At 66.1% G+C, this 15,835-nt stretch carries 15 protein-coding genes; 7 read left to right on the forward strand and 8 right to left on the reverse strand.

Annotation, left to right across the window (positions count from 1 at the left end):
- Positions 1 to 44: 44 nt before the first annotated feature.
- Positions 45 to 1,433 carry an AAA family ATPase gene (locus C0J29_RS00675; RefSeq protein ID WP_120791208.1) on the forward strand — a complete coding sequence of 463 codons (1,389 nt, stop codon included), beginning with the start codon at positions 45 to 47 and terminating at the stop codon, positions 1,431 to 1,433.
- A gap of 4 nt (positions 1,434 to 1,437) precedes the next feature.
- Here C0J29_RS00675 and C0J29_RS32625 read toward each other — a convergent pair whose 3' ends face one another.
- A complete protein-coding gene (locus C0J29_RS32625) occupies positions 1,438 to 1,611 on the reverse strand; it encodes a hypothetical protein (protein ID WP_162951365.1) in 174 nt (57 codons plus the stop codon).
- A 100-nt stretch (positions 1,612 to 1,711) separates the two neighbouring features.
- Between C0J29_RS32625 and C0J29_RS00680 the strand changes: the two genes are divergently transcribed.
- Positions 1,712 to 3,193, forward strand: coding sequence for an amidase (locus C0J29_RS00680; RefSeq protein ID WP_120791209.1), 1,482 nt, complete (start codon positions 1,712 to 1,714; stop codon positions 3,191 to 3,193).
- Positions 3,194 to 3,205: 12 nt separating this feature from the next.
- Here C0J29_RS00680 and C0J29_RS00685 read toward each other — a convergent pair whose 3' ends face one another.
- The gene (locus tag C0J29_RS00685; RefSeq protein ID WP_120791210.1) at positions 3,206 to 3,646 is read right to left on the reverse strand and encodes a hypothetical protein; all 441 of its coding nucleotides are present in this window, start codon (positions 3,644 to 3,646) and stop codon (positions 3,206 to 3,208) included.
- 279 nt (positions 3,647 to 3,925) lie between these two features.
- Here C0J29_RS00685 and C0J29_RS00690 point away from each other — a divergent pair, with 279 nt between their 5' ends.
- Positions 3,926 to 5,029, forward strand: a complete 1,104-nt coding sequence (locus tag C0J29_RS00690) for a GGDEF domain-containing protein (RefSeq protein WP_231513251.1) — start codon at positions 3,926 to 3,928, stop codon at positions 5,027 to 5,029.
- On the opposite strand, the gene C0J29_RS00695 is transcribed toward C0J29_RS00690, so the two are convergent.
- Complete coding sequence (locus tag C0J29_RS00695) at positions 5,030 to 5,944, reverse strand: ribonuclease Z (protein WP_120791212.1); 915 nt, start codon at positions 5,942 to 5,944, stop codon at positions 5,030 to 5,032.
- A gap of 17 nt (positions 5,945 to 5,961) precedes the next feature.
- Positions 5,962 to 6,564, reverse strand: coding sequence for a TetR/AcrR family transcriptional regulator (locus C0J29_RS00700; protein WP_162951366.1), 603 nt, complete (start codon positions 6,562 to 6,564; stop codon positions 5,962 to 5,964).
- A 153-nt stretch (positions 6,565 to 6,717) separates the two neighbouring features.
- On the opposite strand from C0J29_RS00700, the gene C0J29_RS00705 reads away from it, so the two are divergent.
- Entirely contained in the window at positions 6,718 to 7,968 is a 1,251-nt protein-coding gene (locus C0J29_RS00705) for a cytochrome P450 (RefSeq protein ID WP_120791214.1), read from the forward strand.
- Between the two features lie 15 nt (positions 7,969 to 7,983).
- On the opposite strand, the gene C0J29_RS00710 is transcribed toward C0J29_RS00705, so the two are convergent.
- On the reverse strand, positions 7,984 to 8,520 hold the full coding sequence (locus C0J29_RS00710; RefSeq protein WP_120791215.1) for a TetR/AcrR family transcriptional regulator: 537 nt from the start codon (positions 8,518 to 8,520) through the stop codon (positions 7,984 to 7,986).
- 88 nt (positions 8,521 to 8,608) lie between these two features.
- Between C0J29_RS00710 and C0J29_RS00715 the strand changes: the two genes are divergently transcribed.
- Positions 8,609 to 8,977, forward strand: coding sequence for a hypothetical protein (locus tag C0J29_RS00715; RefSeq protein WP_156772668.1), 369 nt, complete (start codon positions 8,609 to 8,611; stop codon positions 8,975 to 8,977).
- A 117-nt stretch (positions 8,978 to 9,094) separates the two neighbouring features.
- Entirely contained in the window at positions 9,095 to 10,288 is a 1,194-nt protein-coding gene (locus C0J29_RS00720) for an IS30 family transposase (RefSeq protein ID WP_120791217.1), read from the forward strand.
- Between the two features lie 49 nt (positions 10,289 to 10,337).
- On the opposite strand, the gene C0J29_RS00725 is transcribed toward C0J29_RS00720, so the two are convergent.
- The gene (locus C0J29_RS00725) at positions 10,338 to 11,246 is read right to left on the reverse strand and encodes a class I SAM-dependent methyltransferase (RefSeq protein ID WP_120791218.1); all 909 of its coding nucleotides are present in this window, start codon (positions 11,244 to 11,246) and stop codon (positions 10,338 to 10,340) included.
- Between the two features lie 101 nt (positions 11,247 to 11,347).
- Here C0J29_RS00725 and C0J29_RS00730 point away from each other — a divergent pair, with 101 nt between their 5' ends.
- Positions 11,348 to 13,144, forward strand: coding sequence for an acyl-CoA dehydrogenase (locus C0J29_RS00730; RefSeq protein ID WP_120791219.1), 1,797 nt, complete (start codon positions 11,348 to 11,350; stop codon positions 13,142 to 13,144).
- Between the two features lie 7 nt (positions 13,145 to 13,151).
- Here the strand turns inward: C0J29_RS00730 and C0J29_RS00735 are convergent, their stop codons facing one another.
- Positions 13,152 to 14,489: a cytochrome P450 gene (locus C0J29_RS00735; protein WP_120791220.1), complete on the reverse strand. Its 1,338-nt coding sequence runs from the start codon at positions 14,487 to 14,489 to the stop codon at positions 13,152 to 13,154.
- A complete protein-coding gene (locus C0J29_RS00740) occupies positions 14,486 to 15,781 on the reverse strand; it encodes a condensation domain-containing protein (RefSeq protein ID WP_242460586.1) in 1,296 nt (431 codons plus the stop codon). The genes C0J29_RS00735 and C0J29_RS00740 overlap by 4 nt, the downstream gene beginning before the upstream one ends.
- Positions 15,782 to 15,835 lie beyond the last annotated feature (54 nt).

Genomic DNA, 15,835 nt, shown 5'->3' on the forward strand with positions numbered 1-15,835 from the left:
ACCGTGACCATGACCAAGACCATGACGAAGACCATGACGAAGCGATGACTCTCACCGATGACGAACTGACCGATCTGACCGCCGGGATGCCCGGCGGCGGTGCCGCGCACCGTCAAACGATCGACGACGTCGGTGCGTGGCTCGACGGTCTGGACTACGGGGTGCGTCCGGCGCTGCGTGCGCTCGGTGAGTTGCTCGTCGGTGTCGCCGAGCGCGAAAGCACCGAGAACGCAGAACGATTCACCGCCCGTTGCCTGGGCGTGCCGGATTGTGGGTACCTCCTCGATGAGGAACGTGGGCTCAATCCGGTGTCCCGGCTGACCACCGCTCTGGCACTGGCGGAGTGGATCGGGGAACACACGGCCGTGTGCGAGGTCGGTCCGGGGGAGTGCGCCTACCCGCCGAAGTGGACGCAGACCGAGATCGGCGACCAGCGCTACCGGCATCCGCTGTGTCTGCGCGTGCATTTCCCGGCCGGCTCGCTGTTGGAGGACGCCGGATGCGTACTGCACATCGAGGCACGCGACGGCATCATGCATTCGCCCGAAGTGAGCGCGTTCGTCACGCCGGACAACCAGGCCCACGCCCGCGCCGTGCTGGATCGTCTCGCCGGACGCGCCAACGAGTTGAATCCCTACCGGGGGCGTGCGGTGCGCGCCACCAACAACCATGGCCTCAGCTTCACGGTCATCGACCTGCCCTCGACCGTCACCCGCGATACCGTCATCGTCCCGGAGGCGGTGTGGACCGAGGTCGACCTCGGAGTCACCGCCGTGCGCGACCGGCACGACGCGCTGCGCGCACACGGCTTGGGAGCGCGGCGCGGGGTCCTGCTGTGCGGACCGCCCGGCACCGGCAAATCGGCCGTGAGCGCGGTGGTGGCCCGCGAGGTCGTCGGCGAATTCACGGTGATCTACGTCGAGGCCAAAGCGGGCGAGGACTTGTTGACCGCGGTGGTCGAGGAGGCCCAACGACTGGGCGGTCCGGTGCTGATCGTGCTCGAGGACGTCGACCTGTGGTGCCGCAGCCGCGGGTCGGGTGACGCTGGACTATCCGAATTGTTGCAGGCCATGGACGTCGAAGCAGATGCCCGCATCCTGACGTTGGCGTCCACCAACGACGCGGCGACGCTGGACAAGGCCGCCATCCGCACCGGGCGGTTCGATTCGGTCGTCGAGGTCGGATACCCCAGCCGTGCCGACGCGGCGCGGATCCTGCAGGCGCTGATCCGCGGCATCCCCGGGGGTCGGGACGTGGATACGACCGCCGTCGTCTCCGCGTTGCCCGAGCGGACCAGCGGCAGCGACATCCGCGAGATCGTGCGCCGGGTAGTGCTGGCCGGTGACGCCGAAACCATCGGTACCGCAACGCTTTTAGCCGAGATAGGCAACGGCCGCTACCGGGCCGCCGTCCCGGCCGGTCTATACCTGTAGGGCGCTAACGTGTGCTCTCGTCGGCGATCTCGTCGTTCGATTGCCGGGCAGCCGGCGCGTCGGGATCGCCGTCCTGGTGTTCCAGCCGGTCTTCCTCCGCGCGCTGGGCGGGCGTCGTCTCACGCGCGTCCTCGGGCACCGGCGCCGGAGCGTTCTCGTCTTGCTGCTGGGGATCCATCCACTCGGGATCGCCGATATCGCGGCTTTCAAAACCAGGCCCGAAACCAGGCCCGAAATGAGGCTTAGCCGAAAACGACTCCGGGACCTACGGTCAGAGCATGAACCTCGACGAGTACCGGACCTACGATGCCACCGGACTGGCGAAGCTGGTCGCCGACAAGGAGGTATCGCCGGCGGAGCTGCTCGCGCTCGCCCGGGATCGTGCGGCGGCGGTCAACCCGCGGATCAACGCGATCGTGCGCGATGTCCCGGCTTCGGCCTCGCCAAGGCCATCGGGCCAGCTCGAGGGTCCCTTCGCCGGTGTCCCCTTCCTGATCAAGGACCTGGCCCAGGACTACGCGGGCCTGCCCAGCTCGCAGGGATCCCGCGCGCTGATGAATGCGCCCGTCGCCGAACACTCGACCATCGTGCAGCGCTGGATCGATGCCGGGCTGGTCATTTTCGGTAAGACCAACCTCCCGGAGTTCGGGGCGAAGGGGATCACTGAATCCGAGGCGTGGGGCCCGGCGCGCAACCCGTGGGACCTGCGGCGAACACCGGGCGGATCCTCGGGAGGGTCGGCCGCGGCCGTTGCGGCGGGCATCGTGCCGTGCGCCGGCGCCAACGACGGCGGCGGGTCGATCCGCATCCCGGCGGCCTGCTGCGGCCTGGTCGGCCTGAAACCAGGTCGCGGGCTCACCCCGATGGGTCCGACGACCAGCGAATCCATGCACGGCGCGGCGGTGCAGGGTGTCGTGTCCCGGACCGTTCGGGACACCGCGGCGATGCTGGACGTCATCTGCGGTGGCGAGCCGTTCGGGCCCTACGTGCCTGCCCTGCCCGCCGCGCCGTTCGCCTCAGCCGTCGGCCAGGATCCTGGGAAACTCCGGATCGGGGTGCGGGTGCCGTCGGCGATCACGCCCCAGCCACACCCCGAAGCCTTCGCCGCCGTCGAGGCGACGGTGCGCGCCCTGACCGGGCTCGGACACCACGTTGAGGAACTGCCGCAGGCCCCGTACGACGACGCCGCCCTCGCCCGGGACTTCCTGCTCACCTGGTTTGTCCATCTCGCCTGGGATGTCGATGCGGCCAAACGCCTGACCGGTGCGGGCAACGACGCGTTCGAGCGCGACACGCTGATCATGGCCGCGGTGGGTCGCGCGACGAGCAGCGTCGACTACGTGGACGCCGTGGAACGGCGACACGAGCACACCCTGCGGTTGACCCGATTCTTCGAGTCATATGACCTGCTGCTGACACCTACCCTGGCGACGCCGCCTCCGAAGATCGGCGAATTCGAGCTACCGGCCGTGTTACAGCGGGCATCCGACGCGTTGATCAAGACGCGCACCGCCGGTCTGCTGCGTCATACCAAGATCGTCGACGACCTGGTGGAGAAGAACCTGGGTTGGGTGCCGTACACCCAACTGGCCAACCTGACCGGCCGCCCGGCGATCTCACTGCCGCTGCACTGGACCGCCGACTCCCTGCCGCTCGGGGTCCAGTTCGTGGCGCCGCTGGGTGGCGAGTCGTTGTTGATCCGGCTGGCGGCGCAACTCGAGCAGGCGGTGCCGTGGTCTGACCGGGTGGCCCCGCTGTAGTGGCAGCTGTCGTTAAACGATCGGGGCGAGACTGAAGGTGTCGTGCAAATTACTGACACCACACGGCGCCGGCGTATCCAGGTAATCCACCGCGCCGGTAAGCGTGCGGGGGTTCCACCATTGATGCACTACGACGGAATACGTGCCGCCGCCGAGTACGGTATCGCCGACGAAGTAAAGGGGACATCGCACGCCGTCCGGAACCTCCCTTGTGGTGACGTAGACGCCGTCTAAGAGTTTGGCAGTGAATCCGTGGCCTGGGGAGGTCGTCACGTAGGCGAGGCAGCCTGACGTGCACGTATTAGCGATGGTCCAGGTTCCGCCATTGCCGTTCTCATCCGTGTAGCGGTAGGTACCGTTCATTACCGGCGCCTCGGCCGTGGCCGTCGGTACCGCCATGAACCAGGTGCCGAATAACAGCGCAATCGCCGTTACAACATTTCTTGTACGCATTTTGCAACCTCGATCGCGGGGCCCCGTCCTCATAACGAACGGTCCCTTTTTCGGTGTGAATGAATGCCGCGGCTGAATAGAGATATTCAGCGGGGTTACACGCGGATACCGCTACGGAGTGACCTTGGCCCGCCTTCGCGCCGGCACGGGCGCGGGTATGCGGGCGCAGGCCCGGGGAGTCGAGGTAGTCGCCATCGCGCGGCCAATCAGCAATAATCTGCGTGTTCGGCCCTCGGGGCAACGGGGATGCGGCGGGCCGAGACCTCGACTCTGATATCGGTGGTGGCAATTAAGCGTCGACTCGGGATCTTCAGCCGGTGGCAGCGGGCGGACCAGTTTGACTGGCTCTCTGGATACCTGGCTGCGCGCGGCATCAGCGGCACCACCCGGACCTTGATGGCGTCGATTTCGACGTCGCTGGTCCTGTGTCTGCTCGTGTTACTGGCCGGCTCCGATGGCCCGCGCGGCGCGGTGCCGGTCGCGATGACCTGGGCAGCCGTCGCGGGCGGGACAGCCGGCGCGCTGCTGTGGGTTTGGCGGTGGCCGACCCGGGCCCAGTCGGTTGCTTTCGCCATGACGTGCAACGTCGCGGTCGCGTTGGCCTGTCTTGCTCATCCGAAGCCGCTGGCAGCTCTGATCGGCTGCATCGCCTTCGCCACCTTCGGTGCGTACATGGCGTTCTTCCACACGACCGGTTTCGTGCTGTACAACTTCGCGGTGGCGGCAGCGGTGGGCCTCTTCGAGGCCGGGCGGCTGGCGAAGTCGGGGCATCCCTCCCTGGCAGTGGTCGACTTGTGGCTGGTGGTAGAGGTCAATATCGCCTTGCCCCTGGCCATCGCGGTCCTGGTCCGCGCCTTGGCGGGCGACCTACTGCGGGCCGACCGCGACCCGCTGACCGGCCTGCTGAACCGTCGGGCGTTTGCCCACAACGCGCTGGGGATGATGCTGGCCCGTCGGGGTATCGACGCTCACCTGGTGGTGCTGGTCGTCGATCTGGACAACTTCAAGGGTCTCAACGACAACCGCGGCCATGCCGCCGGCGACTACGCGCTGGTCCAGGTCGGACAGACCCTGCTGGCCGCCGCCGAGGAACAGGCGGTGGTGGCCCGAAGCGGCGGCGAGGAATTTCTGCTCGCCGGCACGGCCGCGAGCTGCAACGCGGAGCAGCTGGCCAAACAGATATGCACTGCGATCGCCGACTCGACGGTGGGAGTCACGGCCAGTATCGGCACCGCCTGCGCCCGGCTCGACGAAACGACACCCGCTGAACATCAGGCGCTCCTGATCGACCTCATCACCGCTTCCGACGCCGCGATGTATCAAGCAAAAAGGCTGGGCGGCAACGGTTTTCATCACCATGCACTGTGCTTTGAACGGCGCTGATCAGAGCCGCTCGGGAACCCGTATCCGCGCCAGGTCTTCGGCGATGACGAGGTCTCCGGCGAACACCTCGGCAGCCTCGTCGTGGTGTTCGCGGGTGCTGGTGTAGCGCTGAGAGAAATGGGTGAGCACCAGCCGCCGCACTCCGCATTCGGCCGCGACGCGCGCCGCCTGCCGCGCCGTGAGGTGTCCGTAGCGCGCGGCCAGGTCCGAGTCCCGACTCAGGAAGGTCGCCTCGATCACCAGCATGTCCACGCCATCGGCCAGGGCATAGACCGCATCGCACAGCCTGGTGTCCATGACGAAGGCGAACCGCTGACCCGGCCGCGCTTCGCTGACCTCCGACAAATCGACCGTCCGCCCGCCCCAATCGATGGAGCCGGCCGCATGCAATTGGCCCACCGCGGGACCGTCGAGGCCGAAGCGCTCCAACAACGCGGGCACAAATCGACGACCGTCCGGCTCGATCAGCCGATAGCCGATCGCATCGGCGGAATGCTCGAGTCGTCGCGCCTCCAGCATCCCGAATTCTCCCGCCGCTATCGGCCCGTCGACGGCGACGGGCTGTGCGTATATGTCGGCGCGGTCATGAAATATGCAGGCGTGATGCAGGCGGCTGAAGTACTGCTGCCCCGAAGCCGGGAAGTAGGCATGCACCCGGTGCCCGGCGTCGTCGAGGGACAGGCGCTGAATTATCCCCGGGACGCCGAGGCAGTGATCACCGTGGAAATGGGTGATGCACAACCGCGTCACGCTGCTCATGGCAACGCCGGCCAGCAACATCTGCCGCTGGGTGCCCTCCCCGGGATCGAACATCAGGCCCTCGCCGTCCCAGCGCAACAGGTATCCGTTCTGGTTGCGGTAGCGGGTGGGCGCCTGACTGGCGGTGCCCAGCACGATCAGTTCGCGGACCGACATGGCCTAAACCGTGTCCCTCACAGCGCCGCCGCCGCTCCGAGGGCGGTGACGGCCAACGTCTCGACGATGCTGTCCTCGTCGGTGTCGATGTCTCCGTGCAGCCAGCCGATGATGAGCTCGGTCGTGCCGGCGACCAGCGCGCGGGTGGCCAGCACCCGGTCGACTCCCGGCCTTGGGTCTCCGCTGAAGGCGATCGCATGGGCGGCCATGTACTCACTGAACTCCCGCACTGCGCGCTGTTGGCGTTCGCGTAGCCGCGGGTAGGCCGGACACTCCATGTACAGACGCGCGTCGGCGGGATCGGAGGCCAGGGTGTGCACCACCACGCGCACCGTACGCGCGACCCGCTCGGCGAGCGGGGTGGTGGCCAGCACTTCCTCCATCTGCGCGTACAGCCGCCCGAACAGCTCCTCGGCGCACGCGTCGAGCAGGTCATCCTTGGTGGCGAACTCGGTGTAGAAATACCGCTTGCTGAGATTCGCCCGCTGGGCGACCACATCGACCGTCAGTGGCGCGAGGCCGGACTCGGCAATCAATGCGCGGGCTGCCTCCACCAGGCGCGCGCGGCGGTCCCGTGCGCGCTGCTCGGGGCTCAGTCCGCCATAGGTACGGCCGGTCATAACGACATCTTGACCCATCCGCGGGCACAGGCATAATCTAGAACGATAGCGTTCCAGATAGTACGAGGTGCTGCCGTGGCTGCCAACACGCCCCGATCGTCGTCCACCCGCAGACGCTGACATCCCCTGTTACCTGCCTTGGAGGAGACACAAATGAGCACCCGGATCATGGACGAGGCGGCGCGGGTTCTCGCCGACCCCACGGCCTACGCCGACGAGAAGCGATTGCATCATGCACTCACCCACCTGCGGGCCCACGCCCCGGTTTCGTGGGTCGACGTCGAGGGCTACCGGCCCTTCTGGGCGATCACCAAACATGCCGACGTGATGGCGATCGAGCGGCAGAACGACCTGTTCACCAACCATCCGCGCCCGCTGCTGATGGTCACCGAGCTCGAGGAGAAGTTGCTCGCGGACCAGGAGGCCGGAATCGGGCTGCGCACCCTGATTCACATGGACGACCCTCATCACCGCGACATGCGCAAGATCGGGGTGGACTGGTTCCGTCCAAAGGCGATGCGGGCGTTGAAGACCCGCTGTGACGAACTGGCCAAGATCTATGTCGACAAGATGCTCGAGCGCGGACCGGAACTGGACTTCGTGCAAGAGATCGCGGTGAATTATCCGCTCTACGTGATCCTTTCGCTGCTGGGCCTACCGGAGTCGGACTTTCCGCGCATGCTCAAGCTGACCCAGGAGATGTTCGGCGGTGACGACACCGAACTGCGGCGCGGTGAGGTCAACACCGATGTGCTGGCGACGCTGCTGGACTTCTTCAACTACTTTTCCGCGCTGACCGCGTCGCGCCGGGAGCATCCGACCGAGGACCTGGCGTCTGCGATCGCCAACGCCACCATCAACGGTGAACCGTTGTCGGACATGGACACCATCTCCTATTACGTGATCGTGGCCAGCGCCGGTCACGACACTACGAGTGCCGCGATTTCCGGCGGACTGCTGGCTCTGCTGGAGAATCCCGGTGAGCTCGCGCGGCTGCAGCAGGACACCGGGCTGATGGGTACCGCGGTCGAGGAGATGATCCGTTGGGTGGTGCCGGTCAAGGAGTTCATGCGCACTGCGCAGGCCGACACCGAGGTGCGCGGTGTGCCGATCGCCAAGGGCGAATCCGTGCTGCTGTCCTATGTTTCAGCCAACCGCGACGAAGAGGTGTTCGCTGACCCGTTCCGGTTCGATGTCGGACGCGACCCCAACAAGCATCTGTCTTTCGGCCATGGGGTGCACTTCTGCCTGGGGGCCGCACTGGCGCGTCTGGAGATGAACAGTTTCTTCTCGGAGCTGATCCCGAGGATCAAATCCGTTGAAATGGCGGATGATCCGCAACTGATCGCCACCACCTTCGTCGGCGGTCCCAAGCATCTGCCGATCCGGTACTCGCTCAGGTGATCTGCCCGACGTGATTCAGCTGACACCCAGCACTTTGGCGGCGCGGTCGGCTGCCGCCGGCCCGGCGAGTTGCCGCAACAGCAGCATCCCGTCGATGAGCGCGAGGCTCGCCTCGGCTTCGGCCCGACGCCGCCTGGGGGTACCGGTGAAAAACTCTGCCAGCCAGGCGATCCAGCCTTCGGTCAGCGGGGCGGCGAGGTCGTGGTACGGCGCCACGCCGGCCGCGGCAAGGCCGCAAACCTCGAAGTAGACCGCGAAAAGCGGATCGAATTCGTCCCGCGCCAACACCCCGAAGGCGGTCCGGGCCAGTTGGCGGTGATCGTCCGCCGGCTCGACGAGTGCGTGAGCCAGTGTCTGCTGGAGCCTGGTGCCGATCTCGAGGAGGACGTCGGTGACCAGGGTGGTCTTGCTGGGAAAGTAGTAGACGATCATGCGGTCGCTGGTGCCGAGGTGTTTGGCCAGCCCGCCGAAGGTCAGTGAGCTGAGTCCGTCGGTCAACGCCATCGCGACGGCATCGTCGAGGATCTGTTCGCGCGTGTACTTGTGTCCCATCGGGGGTTGATTGTAGTCGCGACTACAGGTTGAATGAGTTTGTAGTCACTACTACAAAAGAGAGGCCGGACCCCCGATGACCGCATCCATGACCAGCAATCAGCATCCCGCCGCCACCGCGATGTCCGCCATGCGGATGTTCGCCGGCGGAATCTCCTGGGCCACACCGTCACTCAGCTCGCGTCTGTTCGGGCTGGGAAGGTTGCCCGACGACGCGAATGCCGGGCTTGTCACCCGGCTATTCGGGGTGAGGGATCTCGTTCTGGGTGCTGCGCTGCACCATCCGGAACCTGCCGTACAGAAGGCGGTGCTGCAGGCCGGTCTCGTCTGTGACGCGGCCGATGTCGCCGCATCGCTGATTGCACTGCGTGCCGGAGCGCCCAAGACGATGCTGATGGGCGTGACCGCCGGTGCGGGGCTGTTCCTTGCCCTCGGCGCGATCGCGGCGCGGGCCTGACCGCCGAGTGCCCGGAGTCGACCCGCCGGGCTGACCCCGCCGAGTGCGAACTTCACGACAGCCCACCGGGGCGGATTCATACGGTCAAGACAATGTCCGTTGATTTGGGGAGTTGTCATGCCGAGTGGTTATCCGCATTCACGAGCGACGCGGCGGGAGCTGTTTGACCGGGTGTGCCAGGGAGCTCCGCTGATTGCGACTGCTCGGGAGATGGGCGTGTCGACAACCGCTGCGTGGCTGTGGTGGCGTGACGCTGGAGCGATGAAGCTAAAGCGCAGGTCCACACTAGGTCTGGCCGACCCCGGCGATCTGAATAGGCCCGGCGGTCGGGGTCGCCGGCTGAGCTTTGATGAACGGGTGGACATCATGCGTGGTCTTGACCGCGGCGACAGCCAGGTCGAGATAGCGCGGCGACTGGACCGCGATCCGTCGGTCATCTGCCGTGAAATCGCCCGCAACAGCGGCCCCGACGGGGACTACCACGCCCGTATGGCACACGCCCGTGCAGCCCGCAAAGCCAAGCGCCCTAAAGCCTTCAAGCTCAAAGACAATCCGTTGTGCGCAACTATCGAAGCGTGGATGGACGACGGGTGGAGCCCCAAGCTGATCGCGCAGATGTTGGCCAGGTTCCACCCCGATGACAGGCTGGCTCGAGTGAGCCACGAAACCATCTACAAGTGCCTTTACGTGCAGACCCGCGGCAGCCTGCGCGCAGATCTGCACCAATGCTTGTCCACCCGGCGAAGTACCCGCAAAAAACGTGGCGGCCCGGTCAGCCGCGGCATCTACACCGGCACAGAATTCACCATCAGTCAGCGCCCCGCCGAGGTCGCCGACCGCGCCGTTCCCGGGCATTGGGAAGGTGACCTGATCGTCGGAGCCGCGAACAGCGCCATCGGCACCCTGGTCGAACGCAGCACCCGGTTCACCATCTTGCTGCCCCTCCCCGCCGGTCACGGCTCAGAGGCCGCCGCCGCCGCCATGATTGAGGCGATGCGCGAATTGCCCGATCATCTGCGACGCAGCATCACCTGGGACCGCGGCAGCGAAATGGCCAAATGGCAAGACATCCGTCTTGCACTTGAGGCACCCGTCTACTTCTGCGACCCACACTCGCCCTGGCAACGCGGCACCAACGAAAACACCAACAGGCTGCTGCGATTCTGGCTCGAAAAGGGCAGCGACCTCAGCGGTCACACGAAAGCCGACCTCAAGCGCATCCAAGACACACTCAATCGCCGACCCCGACCCACCCTAGACTTCGAGACTCCAGCCCAGCGCCTAACAGCACTCATCAACCAAGCCGCCTAAAGAATTGCACTGACCACTTGACTTTGAGCCGAGTGTCGCGTCGTGAAATTCACCCTCGGCCGGGATAGTCCGCCGTGAGGTACCCGGACGCGTCGCCGAACGACGCCAACTCGTCGTCGGGCACATTGAATCCGTGTGCGGCATAGGCCTCTTCGGTGTTGCGGACGTGCACCTGCCAGCCGTGTCCGGCGAGATAAGCAGCGGCGGTGTTGCGTTCACCGGTGTAGAACAACGCAGCGAGGTCGATGTTGGAGCCGATTCGCCGCGACCGTTCGGTGAGCTTCTGCGCCCAGTCCGCGGGGATGCTGCTCAGGTCCATGTGTTCGGTCGCGATGCGGCTTCCCGGCGCCGAGAGCGCGGAAACGTTGTCGAACAAGCGGTCCTGTGCCTCCGGTGGCAGATAGACCAGCAGCCCCTCGGCGATCCATGCCGTCGGCCGGTCAGGCTCGAAACCCGCATCGCGCAGAGCCGCCGGCCAGTCTTCGCGTAGGTCGATCGGCACCGTGCGGCGTCGCGCGGCGGGTTCGGCGCCCAGGTCTGCCAGCGTGCGCGTCTTGAACTCGATGACCTCGGGCTGGTCGATTTCGTAGACCGCGGTGCCGGCCGGCCACGGCAGTCGATAGGCGCGGGTATCCAGCCCAGAGGCCAGGATCACCACCTGTCGGATCCCGGCGCCGGTGGCCTCGATGAAAAAGTCGTCGAAGAAGCGGGTGCGCACGGTGATCTGCTCGCTCATCGTCTGCCGGTTCAGCAGCGGATCGTCGGTGCCGCCGATCTCGCCGTCAATGAGCTTGACGAACGTTTCGACGCCCACCGCGCGCACGAGTGGATCGGCCCAGGGATCGTCCAGCAGCGCGTCCGGGCCTGCCGAGGCGATCGCCCGGGACGCGGCGACCGCCGTAGCGGTCGCGCCCACGCTCGAGTTCAGATTCCAGGTGTCGTTGTCGGTCCGCGTCACAGCCCAACTCCTTCCAGCGGCCGCGCGCCGCTTAGTTAGCTCATATAAGTTCTTCCTCCACCGTACGCTCACAGTTGAAGCAACACGGAAGGGCAAACGACATGGCGTCCAATCTGCTGTCCCGGCGTGATCTCGATTTCCTGCTTTTCGAGTGGCTGGGGGTGGAGGACCTGCCGAAGCGGGACCGCTTCGCTGAGCATTCGCGGGAAACGTTCTCGGCGCTGCTGGATCTGTGCGAAGACCTCGCCACCCGCTACTTCGCGCCGCACAACAAGAAGAACGACGCCCATGAGCCGACGTTCGACGGCGAACGGGTCAGTGTGATCCCTGAGGTCAAGCAGGCGTTGGACGCATTCGCCAAAGCCGACCTGCTGGCGATGAGCATGGACCACGCCCTGGGCGGATGGCAATTGCCCACCGTCGTGGCCGGCGCCGGCCTGGTGTGGTTCCACGCTGCCAACGTGGCAACTGCCGGTTATGTGCTGTTGAGTCTGGCCAATGCAAATCTGCTGGCCCAGCACGGGACGGCCGAGCAGATCGAGCGGTTCGTCAAGCCGACGCTGGCCGGCCGCTTCACCGGCACCATGTGTTTGTCTGAGCCGCAAGCGGGTTCGTCGCTGGCCGATATCACCACCCGCGCCGAACCACAGGACGACGGCAGCTATCGCCTGTTCGGTTCCAAGATGTGGATTTCCGGCGGCGATCACGAACTGTCGGAGAACATCGTGCATCTGGTGCTGGCCAAGATCGCCGGCGCGCCCGCGGGTACCCGTGGGATCTCGTTGTTCATCGTCCCGAAGTTCCTGGTCGGGGACGACGGTGCGGTTGGCGATCGCAACGACGTCGTGCTGGCCGGCCTCAACCATAAGATGGGATACCGCGGAATCACCAATACCGCATTGAATTTCGGTGAGGGCCGGCATCAGCCCGGCGGCCGGCCGGGCGCGGTGGGCTACCTGGTCGGCGAACCGCACCGCGGCCTCGCCTACATGTTCCACATGATGAACGAGGCGCGACTCGGCGTCGGGCTAGGGGCGATCGCCCTGGGCTATACCGGGTATCTGAAGGCGCTGCACTATGCGCGTGAGCGGCCGCAGGGGCGGCCGGTGACCGGCAAGGACCCGGAAACTCCCCAAGTGCCGATCGTCGAGCATCCCGATGTCAAGCGAATGTTGTTGGCGCAGAAGTCCTATGTGGAGGGCGCGCTGGCACTGGCACTGTATTGCGCGCGTCTGGTCGACATCCAGAGCAGCCCGGAATCGGACGCCGAAGCGGAATCCGCTGGGCTGCTGCTGGATATCCTGACGCCGGTGGCGAAAAGCTGGCCTTCGCAGTGGTGTCTGGAAGCCAACAGCCTGGCGATCCAGGTGCACGGCGGGTATGGGTACACCCGCGAGTACGACGTCGAACAGCACTACCGCGATAACCGGCTCAACCCGATCCACGAGGGCACCCATGGCATCCAAAGCCTGGACTTGCTGGGGCGCAAGGTGACTCAACGCGGCGGCGCCAGCCTGGTGGAGCTGACGAAAGTCGTCACGGCCACCGTCTCGCGCGCGAGCGCGCTCTCCGGGGAGGCCGCCGCGATGGCCGACCAACTCGACTCGGCCTGGCAGCGCCTGGTCAGCGTCACCGCAGCGATGTTCGCGGCGGGCGACGTCGACGCGGCGCTGGCCAATAGTGCGGTGTATCTCGAGGCATTCGGCCACCTCGTCATCGCGTGGATCTGGCTCGAGCAACTGGTCGCCGCTCACGGCCGCTCCGGCGACTTCTATGAAGGCAAGCGATTCGCCGCCCGGTATTTCTACGGCTACGAATTGCCCAAAACCGGACCGCAACTGGACCTGCTGCTGAGTCTGGACCGCACCACCCTGGAGATGCGCGACGGCTGGTTCTGACCCTCGGTCAGGCGGCCGCGACCGCACGCCGGCGCACCATCACGCGCCCTCCGCCGCTTGGCAGAAATCCCAGGCCGCCGGTCCGCATCGTCTCTTCGGCGGTGTCGGCAGGATGGATCTCCCAGTGGCGCAACACCGTTCGTAACACCACGTCCATCTCCATCTTGGCGAATGCCGCGCCCGCGCAGCGCCGCGTTCCGCCGCCGAATGGGATCCAGGCAAACGGGGACGGTTTGCCCTCTATGTAACGCTGCGGATCAAACCGGTCCGGATCCGGAAACGACTCGGAGTCGTTGTGGCATGCAGAGATACTGACGACGATGGAATACCCGGGCGGAACGATGTTCGGGCCGAGCTCGAAAGCCGACCCCCGCACCCGGCGACCGGAGAAATCGATGACCGACCGGGTGCGCTGCACCTCGTAGATCGCCGCGTGGCGCAACACATTGTCTGCGGTATCGGCCTCTGCGACGAGTGCCGAAAGAACCTCAGGCTGCCGGCTGAGCCGCTCGAAAGCCCAGGCCAGGGTGGTGGCGGTAGTCTCGTGACCGGCGACCAGCAGCGTGAGCAGGTCGTCGCGAATGTCCTTGCGGGACATGACTGAACCGTCATCGTATGAGCTGGCGAGCATCAGCGACAGGATGTCGGTGTGTTCTGCCGATGCCGGTCGCCGCTGCGCGTTGTCGATGAGCCGGTCGATCACCACGTCGTACCTGTGCCGCCAGGTGGCCAGTCGGCCCCAGGGTGTGTAGCGACCGTAGGTCCGCCGCGGCATCGGCAGTGTCGACAGTCGCGATCCCAGCTTCGCCCACGGCACGATGACCCGGCGCAGTTCGTCGAAGTCGTCGCCCTCGGCGCCGAAGACCGCTCGCAGGATGACGTTGAGCGTAATACTTTTCATCGCCGGCAAGGTTGCGAATTCCGTTCCTTCCGGCCAATTCTCGATCTCCCGCAGCGTTTCCTGTTCGACGATCCGCTCGAAGTTCTTCATATTGGCGGCGTGGAAAGGCTGAGCCAGCAACTTCCGCCGGCGCCGGTGCTCGGCGCCCTCGAGGCCGAAGACGGAGCCCGAACCCAACAGGCGACTCAGATTGGGCTCGATGGCTCCCAGATTGTCGGCCCGACTCATGAAAACCCGCTTCGCCAGCTCCGGTTCGGCCACCACCACCAGCCGTCCGAACACCGGCAGATTGAGGGTGAACGCGCCACCGTATCGGCGGGCCAGCCACTGCGTGGTGCGACGCCGGGCAGCGAAGAAGGCGATACCCTGCAGCGCCTTGGGCACGATCCGGGGCGGTCCGGGGGGCAACTGCGCGGCCGAAACGGGGGTGGCAACGTCGGTCATTCGATCACCCCACGAAGGCCGAACTCGCCAAGGGTGCGGGTGACCAACTCGCGCAGCATCGGCTTGGTGGTGGCGCCGCCGGGCTGGTATGCACCGACGGTGACGCACATCTTGCCGCCGATGCGCAGAAACCAAAGCGCCAGTTCGCCGTTGGCGTGCTCGAGGTCATGGCGGAGCACCCGCTGGATCACCCCTCGGCCGAACACGTATTCGGCTGGTGTGCCGTCCGGGCACCCCGCCATGTCGGCCAGCTCACCGAGGCTGGAGGAGGCCACCGGCAGATCGTCGTAGGCGAACTCCGCTTCGGCTGCCTGCCTGAGCACCCGCTTAGGGATGAAGGGCACCAGCGGGGCGAGCGGGAGGGTGGGTGAGGCCTGCGCTGGGTTCTCCCGCAATGTCTGGAACGTCTTCCTGATTGCCGCCCGGGTGTCGGTCAGGTCAGCGGTGACCCCGGTGGGGTCGACGCCGACGCTGACGAAGGACAGTGTGTTGGCGCGGGTGTCCTGCTCGGTGCGGTCACTGAGCGGAACCTGCAGGCTGACGGCGCCGTCGCCGGCACGCCGGCGGCCCAGTCGCTCACCGAGTTTGGCGGCCAGGCCGGCGGCCAAGTGATGACTGGTTCCGCCGAGTGCCCGCGCGCGTTCATCCCAGTCGGCGGCATCGATGTGGATGACGACGGCCGGAACGGCGACCCGCTCATCTGGGCGTGCGTGGTCAGATTTGTTGCTTTGCTTGGGAGTTGCCCGTTCGGACGGTGCACGTCGGCGTTGGCGCGACAGCCTCACCGCCGCGCGGAAGGCACGCGCGGCATCCGGAACGTCCTGGATCGTGCGGCCGGCATCCTGTCTGAGCGCCTTCAACCGGGTCCGTGAACACGGCGGGGGATAGCCGAGTTCACGCCGGTGGCCGGCGGCCGCGTCCGCGATCGCGCGAACCACACCGAGTCCGTCGATCAAGCAGTGCGAGGCCACCAGACTCACCACCGTCGTGCCGTCGGTCAATGGCACCGCGGCGAGATGCCAACCGGGACCGTGCTCCGGGTCGACCTCTAGCCGGGCGCGCTCGTCGATCCAGTCACCGAGTTCGGCTCGCGGCCGGGCGCTTTCATCGATGTGCAGCGGGGCCGGCCACCTGTCGCGAACCCACCGGTCCCGGGCGAAGGGGATGGGCGAACGCTCGATACGGCGTCCCAGCAGCCCATAGCCGAGATTGTGGTGAAAGCGGCCTAGCGCGTTCATATCGACGGGGTGTTCGTACAGCCAGACGCACTGGACGACGGCATCACGGTTCATCGCACGCAGGGTGCAGAACATGGACTGGTCGGCCGGTGAGAGCTGGTTGTCTTG

The organism is Mycobacterium paragordonae (assembly GCF_003614435.1).
Classification (GTDB): Bacteria; Actinomycetota; Actinomycetes; order Mycobacteriales; family Mycobacteriaceae; genus Mycobacterium; species Mycobacterium paragordonae.

Excerpts from the sequence above, each read along its gene's own strand:
- C0J29_RS00675 (WP_120791208.1), top strand. The coding sequence starts at position 45 with ATGACTCTCACCGATGACGAACTGACCGATCTGACCGCCGGGATGCCC.
- C0J29_RS32625 (WP_162951365.1), bottom strand. The coding sequence starts at position 1,611 with ATGGATCCCCAGCAGCAAGACGAGAACGCTCCGGCGCCGGTGCCCGAG.
- C0J29_RS00680 (WP_120791209.1), top strand. The coding sequence starts at position 1,712 with ATGAACCTCGACGAGTACCGGACCTACGATGCCACCGGACTGGCGAAG.
- C0J29_RS00685 (WP_120791210.1), bottom strand. The coding sequence starts at position 3,646 with ATGCGTACAAGAAATGTTGTAACGGCGATTGCGCTGTTATTCGGCACC.
- C0J29_RS00695 (WP_120791212.1), bottom strand. The coding sequence starts at position 5,944 with ATGTCGGTCCGCGAACTGATCGTGCTGGGCACCGCCAGTCAGGCGCCC.
- C0J29_RS00700 (WP_162951366.1), bottom strand. The coding sequence starts at position 6,564 with ATGACCGGCCGTACCTATGGCGGACTGAGCCCCGAGCAGCGCGCACGG.
- C0J29_RS00705 (WP_120791214.1), top strand. The coding sequence starts at position 6,718 with ATGAGCACCCGGATCATGGACGAGGCGGCGCGGGTTCTCGCCGACCCC.
- C0J29_RS00710 (WP_120791215.1), bottom strand. The coding sequence starts at position 8,520 with ATGGGACACAAGTACACGCGCGAACAGATCCTCGACGATGCCGTCGCG.
- C0J29_RS00715 (WP_156772668.1), top strand. The coding sequence starts at position 8,609 with ATGACCAGCAATCAGCATCCCGCCGCCACCGCGATGTCCGCCATGCGG.
- C0J29_RS00720 (WP_120791217.1), top strand. The coding sequence starts at position 9,095 with ATGCCGAGTGGTTATCCGCATTCACGAGCGACGCGGCGGGAGCTGTTT.
- C0J29_RS00730 (WP_120791219.1), top strand. The coding sequence starts at position 11,348 with ATGGCGTCCAATCTGCTGTCCCGGCGTGATCTCGATTTCCTGCTTTTC.
- C0J29_RS00735 (WP_120791220.1), bottom strand. The coding sequence starts at position 14,489 with ATGACCGACGTTGCCACCCCCGTTTCGGCCGCGCAGTTGCCCCCCGGA.
- C0J29_RS00740 (WP_242460586.1), bottom strand. The coding sequence starts at position 15,781 with ATGAACCGTGATGCCGTCGTCCAGTGCGTCTGGCTGTACGAACACCCC.